The sequence below is a fragment of the Methylobacterium sp. R2-1 genome (genome assembly GCF_014191355.1).
Lineage (GTDB): Bacteria > Pseudomonadota > Alphaproteobacteria > Rhizobiales > Beijerinckiaceae > Methylobacterium.
This window is the reverse complement of record NZ_JACHWM010000010.1, coordinates 13,407-30,322: the sequence shown is the minus strand read 5'-3', so window position 1 is coordinate 30,322 and position 16,916 is coordinate 13,407. Positions and strand designations below refer to the sequence as shown.

At 70.0% G+C, this 16,916-nt stretch carries 18 protein-coding genes; 6 read left to right on the top strand and 12 right to left on the bottom strand.

Annotation, left to right across the window (positions count from 1 at the left end; translation table 11 throughout):
* The first annotated feature begins 3 nt into the window (after positions 1–3).
* Complete coding sequence (locus FHU13_RS14925) at positions 4–738, top strand: SDR family NAD(P)-dependent oxidoreductase (protein ID WP_183436658.1); 735 nt, start codon at positions 4–6, stop codon at positions 736–738.
* 6 nt (positions 739–744) lie between these two features.
* Here the strand turns inward: FHU13_RS14925 and bcsS are convergent, their stop codons facing one another.
* Positions 745–1,512, bottom strand: coding sequence for a cellulose biosynthesis protein BcsS (gene bcsS, locus FHU13_RS14920; protein WP_183436657.1), 768 nt, complete (start codon positions 1,510–1,512; stop codon positions 745–747).
* 286 nt (positions 1,513–1,798) lie between these two features.
* On the opposite strand from bcsS, the gene FHU13_RS14915 reads away from it, so the two are divergent.
* Entirely contained in the window at positions 1,799–2,395 is a 597-nt protein-coding gene (locus FHU13_RS14915) for an exopolysaccharide biosynthesis protein (RefSeq protein ID WP_183436656.1), read from the top strand.
* A gap of 233 nt (positions 2,396–2,628) precedes the next feature.
* Here the strand turns inward: FHU13_RS14915 and FHU13_RS14910 are convergent, their stop codons facing one another.
* Genes FHU13_RS14910 through FHU13_RS28240 form a run of 3 tightly spaced genes read right to left on the bottom strand, consistent with a single transcriptional unit; the run spans position 2,629 to position 4,528 of the window.
* On the bottom strand, positions 2,629–3,516 hold the full coding sequence (locus FHU13_RS14910) for a metal ABC transporter permease (protein WP_183436655.1): 888 nt from the start codon (positions 3,514–3,516) through the stop codon (positions 2,629–2,631).
* On the bottom strand, positions 3,513–4,400 hold the full coding sequence (gene aztA, locus FHU13_RS14905) for a zinc ABC transporter ATP-binding protein AztA (protein ID WP_183436654.1): 888 nt from the start codon (positions 4,398–4,400) through the stop codon (positions 3,513–3,515). The genes FHU13_RS14910 and aztA overlap by 4 nt, the downstream gene beginning before the upstream one ends.
* Positions 4,397–4,528: a hypothetical protein gene (locus FHU13_RS28240; protein ID WP_281411612.1), complete on the bottom strand. Its 132-nt coding sequence runs from the start codon at positions 4,526–4,528 to the stop codon at positions 4,397–4,399. The genes aztA and FHU13_RS28240 overlap by 4 nt, the downstream gene beginning before the upstream one ends.
* A gap of 218 nt (positions 4,529–4,746) precedes the next feature.
* Between FHU13_RS28240 and FHU13_RS14900 the strand changes: the two genes are divergently transcribed.
* Complete coding sequence (locus tag FHU13_RS14900) at positions 4,747–5,313, top strand: Fur family transcriptional regulator (RefSeq protein ID WP_183436653.1); 567 nt, start codon at positions 4,747–4,749, stop codon at positions 5,311–5,313.
* A 22-nt stretch (positions 5,314–5,335) separates the two neighbouring features.
* On the opposite strand, the gene FHU13_RS14895 is transcribed toward FHU13_RS14900, so the two are convergent.
* Positions 5,336–6,841, bottom strand: a complete 1,506-nt coding sequence (locus FHU13_RS14895) for a sugar transferase (protein ID WP_183436652.1) — start codon at positions 6,839–6,841, stop codon at positions 5,336–5,338.
* A 384-nt stretch (positions 6,842–7,225) separates the two neighbouring features.
* On the opposite strand from FHU13_RS14895, the gene FHU13_RS14890 reads away from it, so the two are divergent.
* The gene (locus tag FHU13_RS14890; protein WP_183436651.1) at positions 7,226–8,470 is read left to right on the top strand and encodes an MFS transporter; all 1,245 of its coding nucleotides are present in this window, start codon (positions 7,226–7,228) and stop codon (positions 8,468–8,470) included.
* Between the two features lie 150 nt (positions 8,471–8,620).
* Here the strand turns inward: FHU13_RS14890 and FHU13_RS14885 are convergent, their stop codons facing one another.
* A complete protein-coding gene (locus FHU13_RS14885) occupies positions 8,621–8,956 on the bottom strand; it encodes an antibiotic biosynthesis monooxygenase (protein ID WP_183436650.1) in 336 nt (111 codons plus the stop codon).
* Between the two features lie 450 nt (positions 8,957–9,406).
* Between FHU13_RS14885 and FHU13_RS14880 the strand changes: the two genes are divergently transcribed.
* The gene (locus FHU13_RS14880) at positions 9,407–9,814 is read left to right on the top strand and encodes a helix-turn-helix domain-containing protein (RefSeq protein WP_183436649.1); all 408 of its coding nucleotides are present in this window, start codon (positions 9,407–9,409) and stop codon (positions 9,812–9,814) included.
* A 249-nt stretch (positions 9,815–10,063) separates the two neighbouring features.
* Here the strand turns inward: FHU13_RS14880 and FHU13_RS14875 are convergent, their stop codons facing one another.
* From FHU13_RS14875 to FHU13_RS14865, 3 genes are all read right to left on the bottom strand, one after another.
* Entirely contained in the window at positions 10,064–11,389 is a 1,326-nt protein-coding gene (locus FHU13_RS14875) for a cobyrinate a,c-diamide synthase (RefSeq protein WP_183436648.1), read from the bottom strand.
* Positions 11,386–12,186, bottom strand: coding sequence for a precorrin-4 C(11)-methyltransferase (cobM, locus tag FHU13_RS14870; protein ID WP_183436647.1), 801 nt, complete (start codon positions 12,184–12,186; stop codon positions 11,386–11,388). Before cobM ends, FHU13_RS14875 begins: the two co-directional genes overlap by 4 nt.
* Positions 12,187–12,250: 64 nt before the next feature.
* Complete coding sequence (locus FHU13_RS14865; protein ID WP_183436646.1) at positions 12,251–12,691, bottom strand: PACE efflux transporter; 441 nt, start codon at positions 12,689–12,691, stop codon at positions 12,251–12,253.
* 90 nt (positions 12,692–12,781) lie between these two features.
* On the opposite strand from FHU13_RS14865, the gene FHU13_RS14860 reads away from it, so the two are divergent.
* The gene (locus FHU13_RS14860; protein ID WP_183436645.1) at positions 12,782–13,690 is read left to right on the top strand and encodes a LysR family transcriptional regulator; all 909 of its coding nucleotides are present in this window, start codon (positions 12,782–12,784) and stop codon (positions 13,688–13,690) included.
* Positions 13,691–13,840: 150 nt separating this feature from the next.
* On the opposite strand, the gene FHU13_RS14855 is transcribed toward FHU13_RS14860, so the two are convergent.
* The 3 genes from FHU13_RS14855 to oxlT form a co-directional block, all read right to left on the bottom strand.
* Complete coding sequence (locus FHU13_RS14855) at positions 13,841–14,266, bottom strand: cobalamin biosynthesis protein (RefSeq protein WP_183436644.1); 426 nt, start codon at positions 14,264–14,266, stop codon at positions 13,841–13,843.
* Positions 14,245–15,483: a precorrin-6y C5,15-methyltransferase (decarboxylating) subunit CbiE gene (cbiE, locus tag FHU13_RS14850; RefSeq protein ID WP_183436809.1), complete on the bottom strand. Its 1,239-nt coding sequence runs from the start codon at positions 15,481–15,483 to the stop codon at positions 14,245–14,247. The genes FHU13_RS14855 and cbiE overlap by 22 nt, the downstream gene beginning before the upstream one ends.
* A 134-nt stretch (positions 15,484–15,617) precedes the next feature.
* Positions 15,618–16,907, bottom strand: coding sequence for an oxalate/formate MFS antiporter (gene oxlT / locus FHU13_RS14845; RefSeq protein ID WP_183436643.1), 1,290 nt, complete (start codon positions 16,905–16,907; stop codon positions 15,618–15,620).
* Positions 16,908–16,916 lie beyond the last annotated feature (9 nt).

Sequence of the window (16,916 nt, the reverse complement as noted above, 5' to 3'; positions counted from 1 at the left end):
TTCATGGAACGGGTCGTGATCTACGGCGGAACGGGCGGGATCGGCCTTGCCACGGCGCGGACCCTGCGCGCGCGGGGGGCCGCCCTCCACCTCGTCGGGCGCGATCCGGAGCGTCTGGAGCGGGCGGCATCCGAACTGGGCGAGACCGGCTTCACCGCTGGCGACGTCACCGATCCGGCACTGTTCCCGCGCGTCACGGAAGAAGCGGGCACGCGCCTCGGCGGCCTCGTCTACGCGGTCGGCACGATCCAGCTCGCGCCGCTCGCCAAGCTCGATCCGAGCCGCATCGAGGCGGATTTCCGCATCAACGCGCTCGGCGCCTTCCTTGCGGTGCAGGCGGCGGCTCCGGCGCTCAAGGCGGGTGCAGGGGAGGGGAGCGCGGGCGTGGTCCTGTTCTCCACCGTGGCCGCCGCGCAAGGGTTCTCGCACCACGCCTCGGTCGCCATGGCCAAGGGGGCGGTTGAGGGGCTCGCCCTCTCGCTCGCTGCGGAGCTCGCGCCCGCGATCCGGGTGAACGTGGTCGCTCCCTCGCTGACCCGTACGCCGCTCGCCGAGGCCATCACTCGCAACGCGACGCTGGCCTCTGGCATCGCCTCGATGCACGCGCTCCAGCGCCTCGGCGAGCCCGAGGATGCCGCCGCGCTCGCGGCCTTCCTCGTCGGCCCGGAGGCGAGCTACGTCACGGGGCAGGTGATCGGCGTCGATGGCGGGCGCTCCTCGCTGCGCACCAAAGGTTAAGCCGCCTCACAGCGTATTCCAGATCGCGAGGGAGATGTAGGGGCTCCACTGGTTGAGCGGCGTCTCGAGCTGACAACCGGCAGACAGGCGGAAGCGGTAGCCGCCCATCGCGTAGTCGGTGGCATGCAGCCCGACGCTCCACTTCCGGTAATCGGTTCGGTCGCTGAAGACAGCAGCTTCCGGGCCGAGATAGGCGCCGAACAGCGCGGTGCCCCAGGATAGCCGAGCATAGGCGTCGCCGCGGGCGGAGCCGAGGATGACTGTCGCGGTCGCCAGCGTCGTCTCCGTCGGCCGCGCCCAGACCTCGCCGTGCAGGCGCAGGCCCGTCCGCAGGGGCAGTGCCTGTAGGAAGCCAGGACCGGACAGCGACTCCCAGGACGCCTCCGGGCCGGCGAACACCGTCACCGCTCCCCAGTCCCGGATGAACTGGTAGCCGGCCAGCGCGGCGCCCAGGGCGGTGAAGCGCATCATCGTCGGTGCGCGGCCGCCATCCTCCAGCCGCACGCCGCCGCCGGCCGTCACCAGTGCGACGGGGCCGTCCCGGTCGAACCGGTCGAAGACGAGCTTCGCCCCGCTGGCGGAAAAGGTCGAGGCGCCGGCCTCCATGCTGCCGAACAGAACGGCCCGCAGGGCCGCCTCGTTGGCCCGGGCCCGATCGCGCGGGAGGCCCGCGACAATGGCGAGGAGGAGCCACCATTGGGTGTAGCGAACCGCTATCCGCCGGAACGTGGCCGGATGGCGTCCACCTTCGTTCGAGGGAAGACGGTTCGACATTGGAGGTCGCGCGAAAGCCGGCGGAACGACCAATGGTTGTCATAGGTGGGAGCGTTGGTTAAGAGAAATCTGTCATCCAAGATAAGTTATCGGTGCGAACTTACTTGAGATGTGGGACGAGTTTAACTGACAAACCTGAGCGTGGTTTGTTGCTGTGTGGCACAGCACGCCTGCGGGGGCGATGGCGCTTGGCGGATGGTTCAGGTTGGGCTAGAGCCGCGCTCACCGAAAGATCAACGGCCGAGCCGGTTTGTCCTCCGCTGCACGCACTTCCGACGTTCTCACGATGCTTGCGAGCCAGGAGAGCGAGCGGCTGACCGTCGGCGACATCGTCGCCGTGCTGCGGGACCGCGCCTTCGCGCTGCTCGTGGTGCTGCTCGGCCTGCCCAACTGCCTGCCGATGCCGCCGCCGATCCCGCTGGTCTGCGGGCTGGTCCTGCTCGTCATCGCCATCCAGATCGTGGCCGGGATGTCGTCGCCGTGGCTGCCGCGGCGGCTGCTCGACCAGTCGATCGCCCGTGCGACGGTGGAGAAGGCGGTGAACCGCGCCGTGCCGCTCCTGCGCCGGCTGGAGCGCTGGTCGCGTCCGCGCCTGAGCGTGTTCGACGGCGCCATCGGCATGCGCGGCATGGGCGTGCTGATCCTGGCGCTCGCGCTGGCGCTCATCGTGGCGCCGCCCTTCTTCGGCCAGATTCCGCTCGGCCTTGCCGTCTCGCTGATCGGCCTCGGATTGGTGGAGCGCGACGGGTTCGTGGTGCTGATCGGGCTGCTGATCGGCGGTGTCGGCGTCGGCATCTCGATCGGCTTCGTTTACACCCTGTTCGCCAGCATCATGGGCGCCTTCGCCTGGATCTCGCAGGCGATCCCCGGCCTCGGGCTGTAGGCCCTTCTCTCTTCTCGACGTTCTCGGGCTGCAAGGGCGCGATCCTCCCGGATAGGAGCGGCGCTGGATTGCTTCGGCTTCGCCTCGCAATGGACGAGGAGGAGGTGCGGCACCGTCGTCGTGAGCTGTTGGGCAAAGCGATCCAGCACCGCGACGATGCCGGAAAGGGCACTCGCGTCGTTTGCGCTGCGACTTCACCGGCATCCGCTCCGCCGTGCGACGCCGGAAGCGGATCACGCCTCCAGGTGACGCCGCCGCACGAGGCGGTGGATCAGGCCCCCGCGGGGGCCGACCACCATCGAGACGAGGTAGAGCGCGCCCGCCGCCAGCACGATCGCCGGTCCCGTCGGGAGCCGGATGCCGGCATGGTAGGAGACGAGCAGGCCGGTCACGCTGGAGAGCATCGAGACCAGCATCGCCACCGGGATCAGGCCCGACAGGTCTGCGGCCCAGAACCGGGCGGTGATCGCCGGCAGCAGCATCAGGCCGACCGCCAGCAGCGTGCCGAGTGCCTGGAAGCCGCCGACGAGGTTGACCACCACGAGCGCGAGGAAGGCGGAGTGGACCGGGCCGCCGGCGCGGCTCACCGTGCGCAGGAACAAGGGATCGACGCACTCGATCACCAGCGGGCGGTAGAGCAGGGCGAGCGCGACCAGCGTCAGGCTGGCAATGCCGCCGAGCAGCGTGAGTGCGTCGTCGTCGAGCGCCAGCACGGTGCCGAACAGGATGTGCAGAAGATCGACCTGCGAGCCGCGCAGCGACACGAGGAACACCCCGCCCGCCAGCGAGATCAGGTAGAAGGCGGCGAGGCTCGCATCCTCCTTCAGCACGGTCGAGCGGGTGACGAGCCCGGCGGCCAAAGCCACCGCGAGCCCGGCCACGAGCCCGCCCAGCGTCATCGCCGGCAGCGACAGCCCGGCGACGAGGAAGCCCGCGGCGGCGCCGGGCAGGATGGCATGGCTCATTGCCTCGCTCATCAGGCTCATCCGACGAAGCATCAGGAAGACGCCGAGCGGCGGCGCCGACAGGGACAGGGCGAGGCAGCCGGCGAGCGCCCGGCGCATGAAGCCGAACTCGACGAAGGGCCCGACCAGGATGTCAGTGAGGTCGGCGAGCGTCACGAGACGGCCCCGTGATGCGCATGGGCATGGCCGTGCCCGTGGTGATCGTGGTGATCATCGCCATGGCCGTGATCGTGCGTCCCGTCTGCGCCGGCACCATCCGTGGGGTGCGCCTCATGATGCGTTTCATGGCGGCAGATGGCGGCGGCCTCGTCCCAAGCCTCGGACAGGCGCAGCGCCCGCGCCAGAACCGACGGCGTCAGCACCTCGCGGGTCGGCCCCCAGGCGATCGGGCGGCGGGCGAGCACCAGGGTCGAGGGGAAATGCGCGCGCACCTGGGAGAGGTCGTGCAGGGCCGCGACCACGGTGCGGCCCTCGCGGTGCCAGCCGCGGATCAGCGCGAGCAGGTCGCCGGTGGTGCGCTCGTCGATGCCGGTGAAGGGCTCGTCGAGCAGGATGATCCGGGCATCCTGCAGGATCAGCCGGGCGAAAAGGGCCCGCTGGAACTGTCCGCCGGAGAGGGTCCCGATCGGCCGGTCCTCGAAGCCGGTAAGCCCGACCGCCGCGAGCGCCTCGATCAGGCGCGCGCGCTGGCGTGTGAGGCTGCGCCACGCGCCGAGCGGGCGCCACAGGCCCATCGCCACGAGGTCGAGGACACTCAAGGGGAAGCTGCGGTCGATCTCAGCCGCCTGCGGCAGGTAGGCGACGGCGCCGGAGCGCGGCCCCGCCTCGACTGTTCCGTCGAGGGGACGAATCTCGCCGACGATGCCCTTCAGGAGGGTGGATTTGCCCGCGCCGTTCGGTCCCACCACCGCGAGAAGGTCGCCGGCCGCGATGATGCCGTCGAGATGGTGGACTGCCGGATGCCGGTCATAGCCGAGGGTCAGGCTCCGGAACCGGATGGCGCCCGCCCCTGCCGTCCCACCGCTCACGGCTCCGCTCATGACTTGGCCCACAGGATCACCGCCCAGAGCAGGCTCGACAGAATGAGGGCCGCCGCCAGGCGAAGGCCGACTCCGCTGCGGAACAGCGAGCGGCGCGGGAGGCGGACGGTCCCGCCGGCACGGGTCATGGGATCTCCGAGGATGGCCGGAGCGGGCGGTGTCGCGGAGGCTGGGGATGCCGCGGCCCGCGCCGTTCTCCGCCTCGTTGCCCGATTGCGGCCGGACGCCTATCTTGGTGGGGCTGATACACTGTAACACGGATTGAGTTCAATCGGCCCGTGCCAAGTGGCGGTACAAGCGGCGATACCATGCGGCGATCTCAGACGCCGATACCGGGGAGGTCGGGATGCGCGGTCACGCGCAGCAGGAGCACGGCCAAGGCGACCACCACGGGCACGCGCATGACCATCATGGTCATGACGGGGCCGGCTGCGGCGGGGGCCACGAAGCCGGAGACGTGATCGAGCGGGCGGAGCGCGTCTGCCAAGCGCGCGGCCTGCAATTCACGCGGCTGCGGCGGGACGTGCTCGCGGCGGTGGCGGCGGAGCATCGGCCGCTCGGCGCCTACGACATCGCCGAGCGGATGAGCGCGCCCGGGCGGCGGGTCGCGGCGGTGTCGGTCTACCGCGCACTCGACTTCCTTACCGAGCAAGGTCTTGTCCACCGCATCTCCAGCCGGAACGCCTTCGTCTCCTGCGGGCACGAGCACGGCGCGGGGGCGGGCCTGGTCTTCCTGATCTGCCGCACTTGCGGCGGCATCGGCGAGATGACTGCCCCGGCGGTCGAGAGTGCCCTCGACCAGACGCTGGCCGCGGCTGGCTTTACCCCCACGAGCCGGATTCTGGAGGTCGAGGGCGAGTGCGGCACCTGCCGTGAGCGCGGAGACCTGCCGGAAGAGCCGCATCGCCCGTAGGTCCCTGGGCTGAACGCTTGGGTCAGAACGCGTTGCGGTAGGCCCGCGGCGATGCGATCGTGCGGAAGAGGATCGTGATGTCGAGCCAGAGCGACCAGTTGTCGATGTAGTGCAGGTCGGCCTGGACACGGGCTTCCATCGCCGCATCGGTCAGGGTCTCGCCGCGAAAGCCGTTGACCTGCGCCCAGCCGGTGATGCCCGGCTTCACGTTGTGGCGGCGGGCGTAGAGGGCGATGCGCCGCTCGAAGCTGCGGTCATGCGCCAGCGCGTGCGGGCGGGGGCCGACGAGCGACATGTCGCCCCGGATCACGTTGAGGAGCTGCGGCAACTCGTCGAGATTGGTCCGGCGCAGCAGGGCGCCGATCCGAGTGATGCGGTCGTCGTTGCGCGAGGCCTGCCGGAACGGGGCGTCGGGGGCGGTCTTCATGCTGCGGAACTTGAAGACGCCGAACGCCTCCTGGTTGAAGCCGTAGCGCCGCTGCCGGAAGAAGACCGGGCCGGGGCTGTCGAGCTTGATCAGCACGGCGAGCGCGACGAACAGCGGGGCGAGCAGCAGGAGCCCGATCCCGGCCAGAGTCACGTCGAAGGCGCGCTTGAGCAGGATCTCCCCGACGGAGAGCGGACGGCGGCCGATATTGATGCCCGACAGCCGCCCGACCCGGGTGACCTGCAGGTCGGGAAAGCGGTCCATCATCGTGCCGGGCCGCAGATGCAGGGCGGCCGGCACCCGCAGGAAGGCATCGATGCAGCGCTCGATGTCGGCAGGCTCCGACCAGGGCACCAGCACGAACACGTCGTCCGGCCGCAGGAAGCGCACCACCGAGACCGCGAGGTCGAGATCCTCGGCGAGCAGGGTCTCCGCGCTCCCGGGGCCGGAGGCGGGATCGTAGCGGCGCAGATAGCTCGTGCCGACAATCCGAAGCCCGAGCGCATCGACGTCGTTGTTGGCATAGAAGTTCGTCACGTCCTCCTCGTAGCCGACGAGGTGGACTCGGCTGACCGAGGGGGAGGCCGAGGTGCTGCTACGGCGCACCAGCGCCACCGCCGCCGCGCGGACGAGGATCGTGACGGGCAGGCCGGTGAGGAAGAAGACGACCGAGGCGACGCGGGAGAAGTCCTGCGTCGTCTTCGTCGCGAAGCCGGCCAGCAGCGCGACCGCCCAGGCCATCAGCCAGAGCGTCGCCCGGCGCTGCAGGTGCGGCGTCTGCGACAGGCACCGCTCGATGCTGTACTCGCCGCGGGCGAGGTTGGTCAGCACCACGATCAGGGCGAGGAACACGGCCGTCTGAAGGTTCATGCTCTGCGTCAGCGGGATCAGCGCCCCGTCGCCGATATACGCGTGGTAGGCCGCATCCACCGCAAAGCCGACCGCAAGGATCGCGAGGAGATCGGCCGTGAGCAGCGCGGCTGCCATGCCCACGCGCAGGGCCGTGCGCCGCCGCTGCGGTAGAAGCGAGGCCCAGACGGAACGGCGTGTCCGGTCGTCGGGCAGGCGCTGGTACTGCTGAGGGGGGCGCTCGTGAAACATGTGTCCCGCGCTGTGCTGCCCTGAGGCGATGATCTGTCCCGATACGGGACGTCTTCGGTCGCCGTTCTCGGTTTTGCGCCTCTCTGCGCAAGCCGCGCACCGGATGCGCCCGAACGACGTTGCCGGGGCGACAGCGGACTGACATACGACCGACGGACGAAAGCTCGGCCGATCCTTCGAAAGGCCTTCGTCCGCTGCGTCGGCGCCGGCCGAACGCGGATCCGGCCCGTATCGATCCAGCCGGCTTCGGGTGCGGTGCCGATGTGAGATGGAAGTCGTGATTTTTGCGAGGGAATCGGTGGCGTCGCGGCGCGAGGCCTCGCGAAATCAGCGCCGATTCTCCGGACAAATCGATGCCGGAGAGCCGTCCGGACGGAGTGCGGCATGACAGTCGAGGCGGGTGAGAGTCTGGGATTGCAGGGCCTGCCCGCGGGGGTGGTGACGGCGCAGGCACCCAAGCAGGCCTCGGGACCGGCCCTGGCGGTGCTCCTGGGTCTCAGCCTCTCGCATCTCCTCAACGACCTCGTGCAGTCGCTCCTGCCGGCGCTCTATCCCCTGCTCAAGGCAGGCTTTCACCTCGATTTCGGTCAGATCGGGCTCATCACCTTCGTGTTTCAGGGGACAGCCTCGCTGCTCCAGCCGGCGGTCGGCCTCTACACGGACCGTCGCCCGCTGCCCTACTCGCTGGCCGCCGGCATGGGGCTGTCGCTCGCCGGGCTCGCTCTCCTGTCGGTGGCGCCGGCCTACGGCGCCCTGCTTGCCGCCGCGGCGCTGATCGGGCTGGGCTCCGCGATCTTCCATCCCGAGGCGAGCCGGGTGGCGCGGCTCGCATCCGGCGGCCGCTACGGGCTGGCGCAATCGGTGTTCCAGGTCGGCGGCAATGCCGGCACGGCGCTCGGGCCGCTCCTCGCCGCCTTCGTCGTGGTGCCGCACGGCCAGGGCAGCGTCGCCTGGTTCTGCCTCGCAGCTTTGGCCGGCATCCTCGTGCTGGGCGCGGTCGGGCGCTGGTACGCGCGGCATCTCGCTGGGGTGCCGCGGATCGCCCGGATGAGCACCGGGACCCTGTCCGGCCGGCTGAGCCGCGCGCGGATCGTGGTGACGGTCGCGATCCTGCTGGGGCTGATCTTCTCCAAATACTTCTACATGGCGAGTTTCTCGTCCTACTACACGTTCTACCTGATTCATCGCTTCGGAGTGCCTGTGGCGCTCGCTCAGGTCTACCTGTTCGTCTTCCTCGGAGCGGTGGCGGCGGGCACGATTCTGGGCGGCCCCATCGGTGATCGATTCGGGCGCAAGCTCGTGATCTGGATCTCGATCCTCGGCGTGCTGCCCTTCTCGCTCGCCCTGCCGCACGTGAGTCTCTTCTGGACGGTGATCCTCTCGGTGCCGATCGGCCTGATTCTGGCCTCTGCCATGCCGGCGATCCTGGTCTATGCACAGGAATTATTGCCGGGACGGATCGGGCTCGTCGGCGGCCTGTTCTTCGGCTTCGCCTTCGGCATGGGCGGCCTCGGCGCCGCCCTGCTCGGAGAAATGGCCGATCATGTCGGCATCGAGCAGGTCTACGACCTCTGCGCCTACCTCCCCGCCCTCGGGCTGATGGCGGTGTTCCTGCCGCGGCTTCGCTGAGATCATGGGCGGAGCGAAGCCGGGCGGCCGCCATCCGGGACCGGATCGCGACCGGGGGGCCGGGATATTTTCCTAAATCTTCATGAATGACAAGACGTTGCGGCCTCGTCGCGGATCTGCGCACCGGGACGAGGCGTCAGCGAGGCAGGGTCAGGCCGCCTGTTCGTTCTCGGGCCCGGCAACGGTCTGGATCGCCTCGAATCCTTCGAATTGCGGGTGGCCGAGATAGAGCGGCTTTGTGCCCGGCACCCGCCCATGCGCCTTGCGGAACTGTTCCGAGCGGGTCCAGGCCTCGAAATCGGCACGCGAGCGCCAAATCGTGTGCGAGGCGTAGAGGATGTGATCCTCGGCCTCCGGCCCTTTCAGCAGATGGAACTCAACGAACCCTTCCATCTCACCCAGATGACTGTCGCGTCCGAGCCAGACCTGCTCGAAGTCTTGCGCCGATTCCTTGACGACCTTGAACCGGTTCATCGCGATGAACATGCCCGAATGCTCCCGATCTGATTGAGCCGATCGCCGCGCGACCGACCGAATTTGATGACTCTACGTAGTCTCGCTCGTAAGCTGAAGCCGACGCGGCTTCACCGCCTGCAGTGTGAATGCCCCTCTCGCAGCGAATTCGTGAGAAATCCCACCAAACTCAAGCGCGGCATGCCGATTTCGCCGCAGGAACGTTTAGAGAACAGAAACCGAGCAGCAAACTGAAAACTCCGATCCGGCAACAGGTAGGCACTTGCATTGCGTATGCACTTCATGGTGATGCTGCAGCTAGGCTAAACCACAGCGATACGGTAGCCTCGCAACGCATCTGCCCGACCTGCTTCGGTAGTAGAAGCGTTTTGAGATGCCCGAAGACGCTGGCAAATGCTCAAGCGCTGCCGACCTAAGGTCCTTGGGTTGGTCCGCGACGTCGAACAGGGACCGTGCCGTAAGATGATGCCGAAACAGACAACCGATGTCGACCGCCTCGTCGGGCTCCGGATCACCGCGCTGCGCAAGGCACGCGGCTTGAGCCAGACCGCGCTCGGGACCGCGGTCGGGGTGACCTTCCAGCAGGTCCAGAAATACGAGAAGGGCCAGAACCGCGTCGGCGCCGGGCGCCTGCGCGAGATCGCCCGTCTGCTCGAAGTCCCGGTCTCCGCCTTCTTCGAGGAGGGGGACGGCGCCGCCGCCCAGGAGCAGACGGAGGTGTTCGGCTTCCTGCGTGCCCACGGTGCCGTCGATCTGCTGCGCGCCTTTGCCACGATCGAGGACGACCAGCTTCGCCGCGAGGTACTGGCGATCGTGCGAAGCGCCGCGCGTCTCGGCCGCAAGAAGGAAGCGGAAGTCCTCGAGGCCTGACCGCACTTCGCCGAGCCGGTGCGGGCTCGGCGCCCAAGAGTGTGTCGGACCACAAGGACTGAGAGCCGCGATCCACCGACGGATCGGTTGCGGCTCTCGATCATCGTATCGAACGGCGGCTGCCGGCCTTCGCAAGGAGCGAGGAAAGCACGACGCGCCCGCCTTCGGCGCGATGCCGTTCCCCTCGTTGCCCATCCTGCCCTATCCGACCGGGTGGCGCTCCCGCCATCGCGACCGTCGGGACCTGTGTCACGCGCCGGCCGTTTCGGCGATCAGGTGGAAGAAGCTGCCGGTGACGCGGCCCCGGCGGTGGCCGGCGAGGCCGAGCGGCACGCCCTCCGCATCCGTCACCCGCGCGAGCGCGAGGTCGTCCTCCGGGCTTGGCGTGAGTTCGCTCGCGTAATGGAACTCGTGACCGACGAGGCGTGTGCCGGCGGCGCCCAGCAGCCCATCGGCGAGAAGATGCGCGACGCGATAGCCGAGATGGAGCTTTCGCCGCCGGTACGAGGTCGCGACCGGCAGCAGGCCGCACATCGGATGGGTGAGCCCGTCCGCATCCTCCAGGCTCTCGCCCAGAACCATATAGCCGCCGCACTCGCCGTGGACCGGCCGCGTCTGCGCGAAGGCCCGCACTCCGTCGCGGAAGCGGCCCGCCGCGGAAAGCCGGGCCGCATGCAGTTCGGGATAGCCGCCCGGAAGCCAGCAGGCGTCGCAATCGCCTCCTGGCGCCTCGTCCGCGAGCGGCGAGAACGGCACGATCTCGGCGCCGGCCGTGCGCCAGCCCGCCAGCATGTGCGGGTAGAGGAACGAGAAGGCGGCGTCCTGCGCCACCGCAATCCGTTGCGCCGGTGGCTTCGGCAGACCATCGATGGCGGCGGGGGCGTGCCCGCCGGCCACGGACAGGATCGCGTCGAGGTCGAGGGAGGCTTCCGCGAGGTCGGCGAGCCGGTCGAGACGGGCATGGAGATCGGCGGTCTCGCCGGCCTGGACCAGACCGAGATGGCGCTCGGGCAGGACGAGACCCGCCTCGCGCGGGAAGGCGCCGAGCACCGGCAGCCCGATCCGTGACAGCCCCGCCTCGACGAGGCGGCGGTGGCGCGGGCTCGCGACCTTGTTGAGGATCACGCCGGCGATCCGGATCCGGGAATCATAGGCCGCGCAGCCGAGCGCGACGGCCGCCGCCGATTGCGCCGCACCCGACACGTCGAGCACGAGGAGCACCGGCCAGCCGTAGCGCGCGGCGATGTCGGCATTCGCGCCCGTGCGTCCCTCGCCCGCGACGATGCCGTCGTGCAGCCCCATCGAACCCTCGGCCACGACGAGGTCGGCCTCCTGCGCGCTCAGGCCGGCGCAGGCGTCGAGCAGCGCGTCGGGCATGGCGAAGCTGTCGAGGTTGAGGCTGGGCAGGCCCGTCGCCGCCTCGTGGAAGGCGGGGTCGATATAGTCCGGCCCGCATTTCGCGCCGCGGATCGCCACGCCCCGGCGACGCAGGGCTCGCATCAGCGCGAGCGTCACCGTGGTCTTGCCGGAGCCGGAGCGCGGCGCCGCGACGAGAAGGCCGGGGGCGGAGGTCACGATGCGGCCTCGTCCGATGTCTCGCCACCGGTGCCGACCACGCCGCGGGGACGGAAGCGGCGGTCGTAGTCGGGCGCGTAGAGCGCGCTCTCGCGGAAATCCGATGGGTCGAGCGCCGGTCCCACGAGGATCAGGGCGGTGCGCTCGATGTTTTCCGCACGCACGCGCTCGGGCAACGTGGTCAGCGTTCCGGTCAGAACCCGCTCGTCGGGCCAAGTCGCGCGGAACACCACGGCCGCTGGGCAGTCCGTTCCGTAGAACGGGATGAGACTGGCGCAGGTCGGCTCGACGACGTGGATCGAGAGATGCAGCGCCAGGGTCGCCCCGGTGGCCGCAAAAGCGGAGAGTTTTTCGCGGTCCGGCATCGGGCTCGCCCGACCGGAGGTGCGGGTGAGCACCACCGATTGCGTCAGCCCCGGCACAGTCAGCTCGCGCCGCAGCAGGGCGGCGGCGGCGGCGAACGAGGGGACGCCCGGTGTCACGGTGTAGGGAATGCCGAGTGCGTCGAGCCGACGGGTCTGCTCGGCGAGCGCGCTCCAGACCGAGAGGTCGCCGGAATGCAGCCGGGCCACGTCCTGGCCGGCGGCCTCTGCGCGCCCGATCTCGTCCATGATCGCGTCGAGGTCGAGGGGGGCGGTGTCGATGATGCGCGCGCCCGGAGGGCACCACGACAGGATCTCGGGCGCCACCAGCGAGCCCGCATAGAGGCAGACCGGGCAGGCCGCGATCCGGTCGCGGCCGCGCAGGGTGATGAGGTCGGCGGCGCCCGGTCCGGCGCCGATGAAGTGGACGGTCATGGCGCCCGCTTACAGCATCGGGGCGCCCGTTGGGGAGAGACGATGATCGCGGTGGCAGGCCGGGTCAGCGGGACGCCGCCGCGGCCTCGCCCCAGCCCGGCAGCGGGAAGGCCCGGTCGTAGGCTAGGTTGAAGACGAAGGCGTAGGCCACGTAGAAGGCCGCGATCGCGAGATCCATGACGAAGGCCTCGACGAGGCCGATGCCGAGATACCAGGCGATCGGCGGCAGCAGGATCACGAGCAGCCCCGCCTCGAACAGCACGGCGTGACCCACCCGCAGGATGAGGCTCTTCCGGGTGTGTCCGGCCAGCCGCTGCATCGTTCGATCGAAGCCGAGATTGTAGAGGTAGTTCCAGGCTGTCGCGGCGAGGGCGCTGCCGACACCGATCACACCCATGTCGGAGGCGTGCAGCCCGAACAGTACGGTCCCGAACGGGATGATCAGCGCGAGGCCGAACAGCTCGAACAGGATCGCGTGGCGGATACGGTCACGTGTGGTGCGCATGGACTTGCCCTGGAACGCCTGGGTTGGTCCGCCGCCTTCTATCTGCGATACACCGGCTGCCAAGTTGGAACGTATCTGGAAACCAGATGGATGGCCGTCTCGCTCGAACAGCTTCAGGCCTTCGTGGCCGCGGCCGAGGTCGGCTCCTTCTCCGGCGCGGCCCGCAGGCTGCGGAAGGCGCAATCGGCCGTCAGCACCCAGGTGGCCAACCTCGAGCTTGATCTAGGGCTGGCGCTGTTCAGCCGGACGGGCCGGAACCCGGTGCTCACTCCGGCGGGGGAGCGGCTTCTCCTGGAGGCGCGCGTCGTGCTCGACCGGCGCGAGCACCTGATCGGTGTGGCGAGCAGCCTGGAGCAGCGGGTCGAGAACCGGCTGGTCGTCGCCATCGACGAACTCTATCCCGAGCACGCGCTCGGCGCCCTCTTCGCCGATTTCGCCCGGCACTTCCCCTTCGTGGAACTGGAGCTGCTCTTCCCGCTGATGGAGGATGTCAGCCGCATGGTGCAATCGGGGGCCGCGGATCTCGGCGTGATGTGGCGCCAGGAAGTCCTGCCGACGGAGCTTGGCTTCCAGACCATCGGCTGGGTGCCGCTCAAACTCGTCTGCGGACGCGACCATCCGCTCGCGAAGGCGCGGGTGGAGTGGGAGGAGTTGAAGCGCCACCGCCAGATCCTCGTGGCCGCGCGCAGCGACGGACCGGAGAAGCGCCGCCTGCGGGTGGCCGCCGAGGTGTGGTGGGTGGAGAGTCACTGGGTCATTCTGGAGATGGTGAAGCACGGAATCGGCTGGGCCTTCGTTACCGACCACGTCATCGCCGCCTCCCAAACCGCGCCGTACCTCGTCACGCCTGACCTGCAATTCGACAAGGGCGATTGGCCGATCGCCCTCGAATTGGTCTGGCACAAGCAGCGGCCCTGCGGCCCGGCCGCTTCATGGCTGCGCGAGCGCTTCGCGGCGGAGAGGGTCGGCAGCCTTTCAGGAGGCGGCCGGGCAGGTTGAGGAACGGGCTTCGCGGGAGGCTGCAGCGGCTATCAGACGGCGCAGCCCCCGCTCCGAGCATCGCGACGCCAAGGCTCATTGTGCGGTCCCATGTTGGCTCGAGCTGTGTGAACGGTCCCTTCGCGCCGGGCAGGCCAGGCCCCTTCTCGGTCAGGGGAAGCCTGATGCTTGGTCCGTGACGGCGAGGGCGCAGGTGGCGCCCCCGCTGGTGATGCGGGGCAGGAGGAGGCGTGCTTCCGGGCCGGCGCAGGCCAGAGCGGCCGCCTCCGCTACCGAGCCGACGCCGCGGCTCGCCTCGATCCGGGGCGAGCGGGTCACGACCCGCGCATCCGTCGCCGTCAGGGCCGCCGCATCGAGCGCCGTCGGCGCGAGGCCGAAGGCGGCTGCGGCCTCGCGGACCGTCGGTTCGGCGGCCCGGTCCGAGGCGGTGGCGATGGCGGAAAGCCGTTCGGATGGGAGCCCGGCCTCGGCAAGTGCCCGGTTCAGGAGGGCGACGATCTCCGCGGCCGCCGTCGCCCGGCGGAAGCCGATACCGGCGACGACGCGGGGCGGGCTCACGGCTTCGTCCAGACCCATTGCGTGATCGGCATGGCCGGGCGCCAGCCGGTGAGGCCGCCGACCGGCGCCGCGTGGGCGACGGAGAGCCGGCGCAGCGCGCCGCCAGCCTCACTGAAAACCGCGAGCAGGGCCGCCTCGCCCTCCAGGGTGACGGCGTTGGCGACGCAGCGGCCGTCGCGCGGCAGCGCGTCCCGGCAGGCGGCGAGCAGGCCCGGTTCGGCGACGCCGCCGCCGACGAAGACCGCCCGAGGGGAGGGGAGGGCGGGCAAAGCCGCGAGCGAGGCGTCGACGACGACCTCCACGCGGGCATCGACGCCGAGCGTCTTCGCGTTGCGGGTGATCCGCTCGGCCCGGTCCGGGCGGCGCTCCACCGCGACGGCCCGATTGGCGGGATGGCGCAGGCACCACTCGATCGAGACCGAGCCCGCGCCGGCGCCGAGATCCCACAGGGTCTCGCCGGCCCGCGGGCGCAGGGCCGCGAGCGTCACCGCGCGGATCTCCGCCTTGGTGAGCTGGCCGTCATTCTCGAACCACGCATCGTCGAGGCCGGGGCTCAGCGGGACGATCCGGGCGCCGGGTGCCGCTTCCACCTCGACCGCGAGGGTGTTGAGGGCGGCGATCTCCGTCAGGTCGAAGCCGTCCGCCCGCGCCTCGCGAGCCCGCTCGTTCGGACCGCCCATCGCTTCGAGCACAATGAGCCGCGAGGGGCCGAGCCCGCGTTCGGTCAGCAGCGCGGCGAGCGCGGCCGGCGTCGCGCCGTCCCAGGACAGGGCGAGGAGGCGGGCGCCGGGCTGGAGATGCGGCACGATGCCGAAAAGGTCGCGCCCGTGCAGGGTGAGGCAGGCGGTCCCGGGCAGGGACCAGCCGAGCCGGGCGGCGGCGAGGCTGAAGGCGGAGGGCTGCGGGAAGGCGCGGATCTCGGCCGCCGGCACCAGCCGGGCGATCTCGGCGCCGATGCCGTAATGGAACGGGTCGCCGGTGGCGAGGATGCAGGTCGGCCGGCCCCGCCGCGCCAGGATGCCGGGATAGGCATCCGTGATCGGGCTCGGCCACGCGCGAGTCTCGGCGGTGAGCGGAGCGGCGAGGGCAAGGTGGCGGCGCCCGCCATAAATCACGTCCGCCCCGTCGAGGGCAGCGATGGCGGCGGGTGAGAGGCCGGCCCGTCCGTCCTCGCCGATGCCGACGATGGCGAGCCAGGGTGCGCGGCCCGGCGCGGGGGACAGCGGGGCCGTCACGGCAGGGGACACGGAGCGGGCTGCCGCAGGATCGTGTGCATGAAAAAGGTCCGCGATGACGGAAGAGCCGTCGCGCGGACCTCGTTACGCGCCCCCGGCCTGGACGGCCAGGGGCTGATCGGTGCGTTTCGGCCTCACACTGCCGGACGGACACTCAACGGCGCGGCCATCTCCGGCACGGCCGGACCGGGCACGCCGAGATAGGCGCGGCGGGCCGGCTTGAGCACGAACCAGGCGAGCGCGGCTACGACGAGGTCGAGGACGATGGCGATGCCGAAGACGGGCACCCAGCTCCCGACCGCGTCGTGGATCAGCGCGGCGACGGGGCCGCCGAGCAGAGAGCCGACGCCCTGAGCCATGTAGAGGAAGCCGTAGTTCGTGGTGGCGTGCTTTGTGCCGAAGGTGTCGGTGAGCGTCGAGGGGAACAGCGAGAAGATCTCGCCCCAGGCGAAGAACACGACGCCCGAGAGCAGCGCGAAGGCGTAGGCGTTCTCTCGGAACATCAGCAGCAGGCCGATGGCCACCGCCTCCAGGGCGAAGGCGACCGCCATGGTGTTCTCGCGGCCGACATGGTCCGAGACCCAGCCGAAGAAGGGCCGCGTCAGGCCGTTGGTGATGCGGTCGAAGGTGAGCGCGAAGGGCAGCGCGGCGAAGCCGAACACCATCGCGTCGGCGACGCCGAACTCACGCGCGAAAGCGGCGAACTGCGCGACCACCATCAGGCCGCCGGTCGACATCATCGCCATCATGGCGAACATCAGCCAGAATAGCGGGGTCTTCAGCATCTGAGCCGGGGCCACGTCGCGGGCGGCGCTCGCGACCTTTTCGGCGGGGATCGTGGGGGTCTCACCGGCCTTCGGCGTGCGCAGGCCGAGCGCCGCGACGAAGCCGACGACCGCCATGATCGCGCCGAACACCAGTAGGGTGTGGCGGTAGCCCGAGGCCGCGATCATGTCGGTGATGGGGAACGTAGTGGCGATGGCGCCCATGCCATAGCCCGCTGCCACGACGCCGGCCGCGAAGCCGCGCCGGTCGGGGAACCAGCGCACCATCAGCCCGATGACGCCGACATAGACGATGCCGGTGCCCAGCCCGCAGAGCAAACCGTAAGTTGCGTAGAGGCCCCACAGCGTGTCGGTGTAGGAGGCTGCGACCCAGCCCAGCCCCGACAGGGCGGCGCCGAACGCGATCATGGCCTTGGCGCTGAAGCGCTCGATCAGCCAGCCCTGCACCGGCGAGAAGAAGGTCTGGAGCACGATCAGCATCGTGAAGGCGACCTGCACGGCGGCGAGGCTCGCGCCGGTGGTGGCCTGGAACGGCTTCACGAACAGCGTCCAGACATATTGCGGGCTGGAGATCGTCATCATGACGAGGAGACCGAGCCCGAGCTGGATCCACCGCGTCCGATCGGAAATTGCATGCATCATTCACTC

Coding starts and splice junctions, on each gene's coding strand:
- FHU13_RS28240 (WP_281411612.1), bottom strand. CDS start 4,528: ATGACCCGTGCCGGCGGGACCGTCCGCCTCCCGCGCCGCTCGCTGTTC.
- FHU13_RS14860 (WP_183436645.1), top strand. CDS start 12,782: ATGGCCGTCTCGCTCGAACAGCTTCAGGCCTTCGTGGCCGCGGCCGAG.
- FHU13_RS14900 (WP_183436653.1), top strand. CDS start 4,747: ATGCGCGGTCACGCGCAGCAGGAGCACGGCCAAGGCGACCACCACGGG.
- FHU13_RS14895 (WP_183436652.1), bottom strand. CDS start 6,841: ATGTTTCACGAGCGCCCCCCTCAGCAGTACCAGCGCCTGCCCGACGAC.
- FHU13_RS14925 (WP_183436658.1), top strand. CDS start 4: ATGGAACGGGTCGTGATCTACGGCGGAACGGGCGGGATCGGCCTTGCC.
- aztA (WP_183436654.1), bottom strand. CDS start 4,400: ATGAGCGGAGCCGTGAGCGGTGGGACGGCAGGGGCGGGCGCCATCCGG.
- oxlT (WP_183436643.1), bottom strand. CDS start 16,907: ATGCATGCAATTTCCGATCGGACGCGGTGGATCCAGCTCGGGCTCGGT.
- FHU13_RS14865 (WP_183436646.1), bottom strand. CDS start 12,691: ATGCGCACCACACGTGACCGTATCCGCCACGCGATCCTGTTCGAGCTG.
- FHU13_RS14915 (WP_183436656.1), top strand. CDS start 1,799: ATGCTTGCGAGCCAGGAGAGCGAGCGGCTGACCGTCGGCGACATCGTC.
- FHU13_RS14880 (WP_183436649.1), top strand. CDS start 9,407: ATGATGCCGAAACAGACAACCGATGTCGACCGCCTCGTCGGGCTCCGG.
- FHU13_RS14890 (WP_183436651.1), top strand. CDS start 7,226: ATGACAGTCGAGGCGGGTGAGAGTCTGGGATTGCAGGGCCTGCCCGCG.
- cobM (WP_183436647.1), bottom strand. CDS start 12,186: ATGACCGTCCACTTCATCGGCGCCGGACCGGGCGCCGCCGACCTCATC.
- bcsS (WP_183436657.1), bottom strand. CDS start 1,512: ATGTCGAACCGTCTTCCCTCGAACGAAGGTGGACGCCATCCGGCCACG.
- FHU13_RS14855 (WP_183436644.1), bottom strand. CDS start 14,266: ATGGGTCTGGACGAAGCCGTGAGCCCGCCCCGCGTCGTCGCCGGTATC.
- FHU13_RS14885 (WP_183436650.1), bottom strand. CDS start 8,956: ATGTTCATCGCGATGAACCGGTTCAAGGTCGTCAAGGAATCGGCGCAA.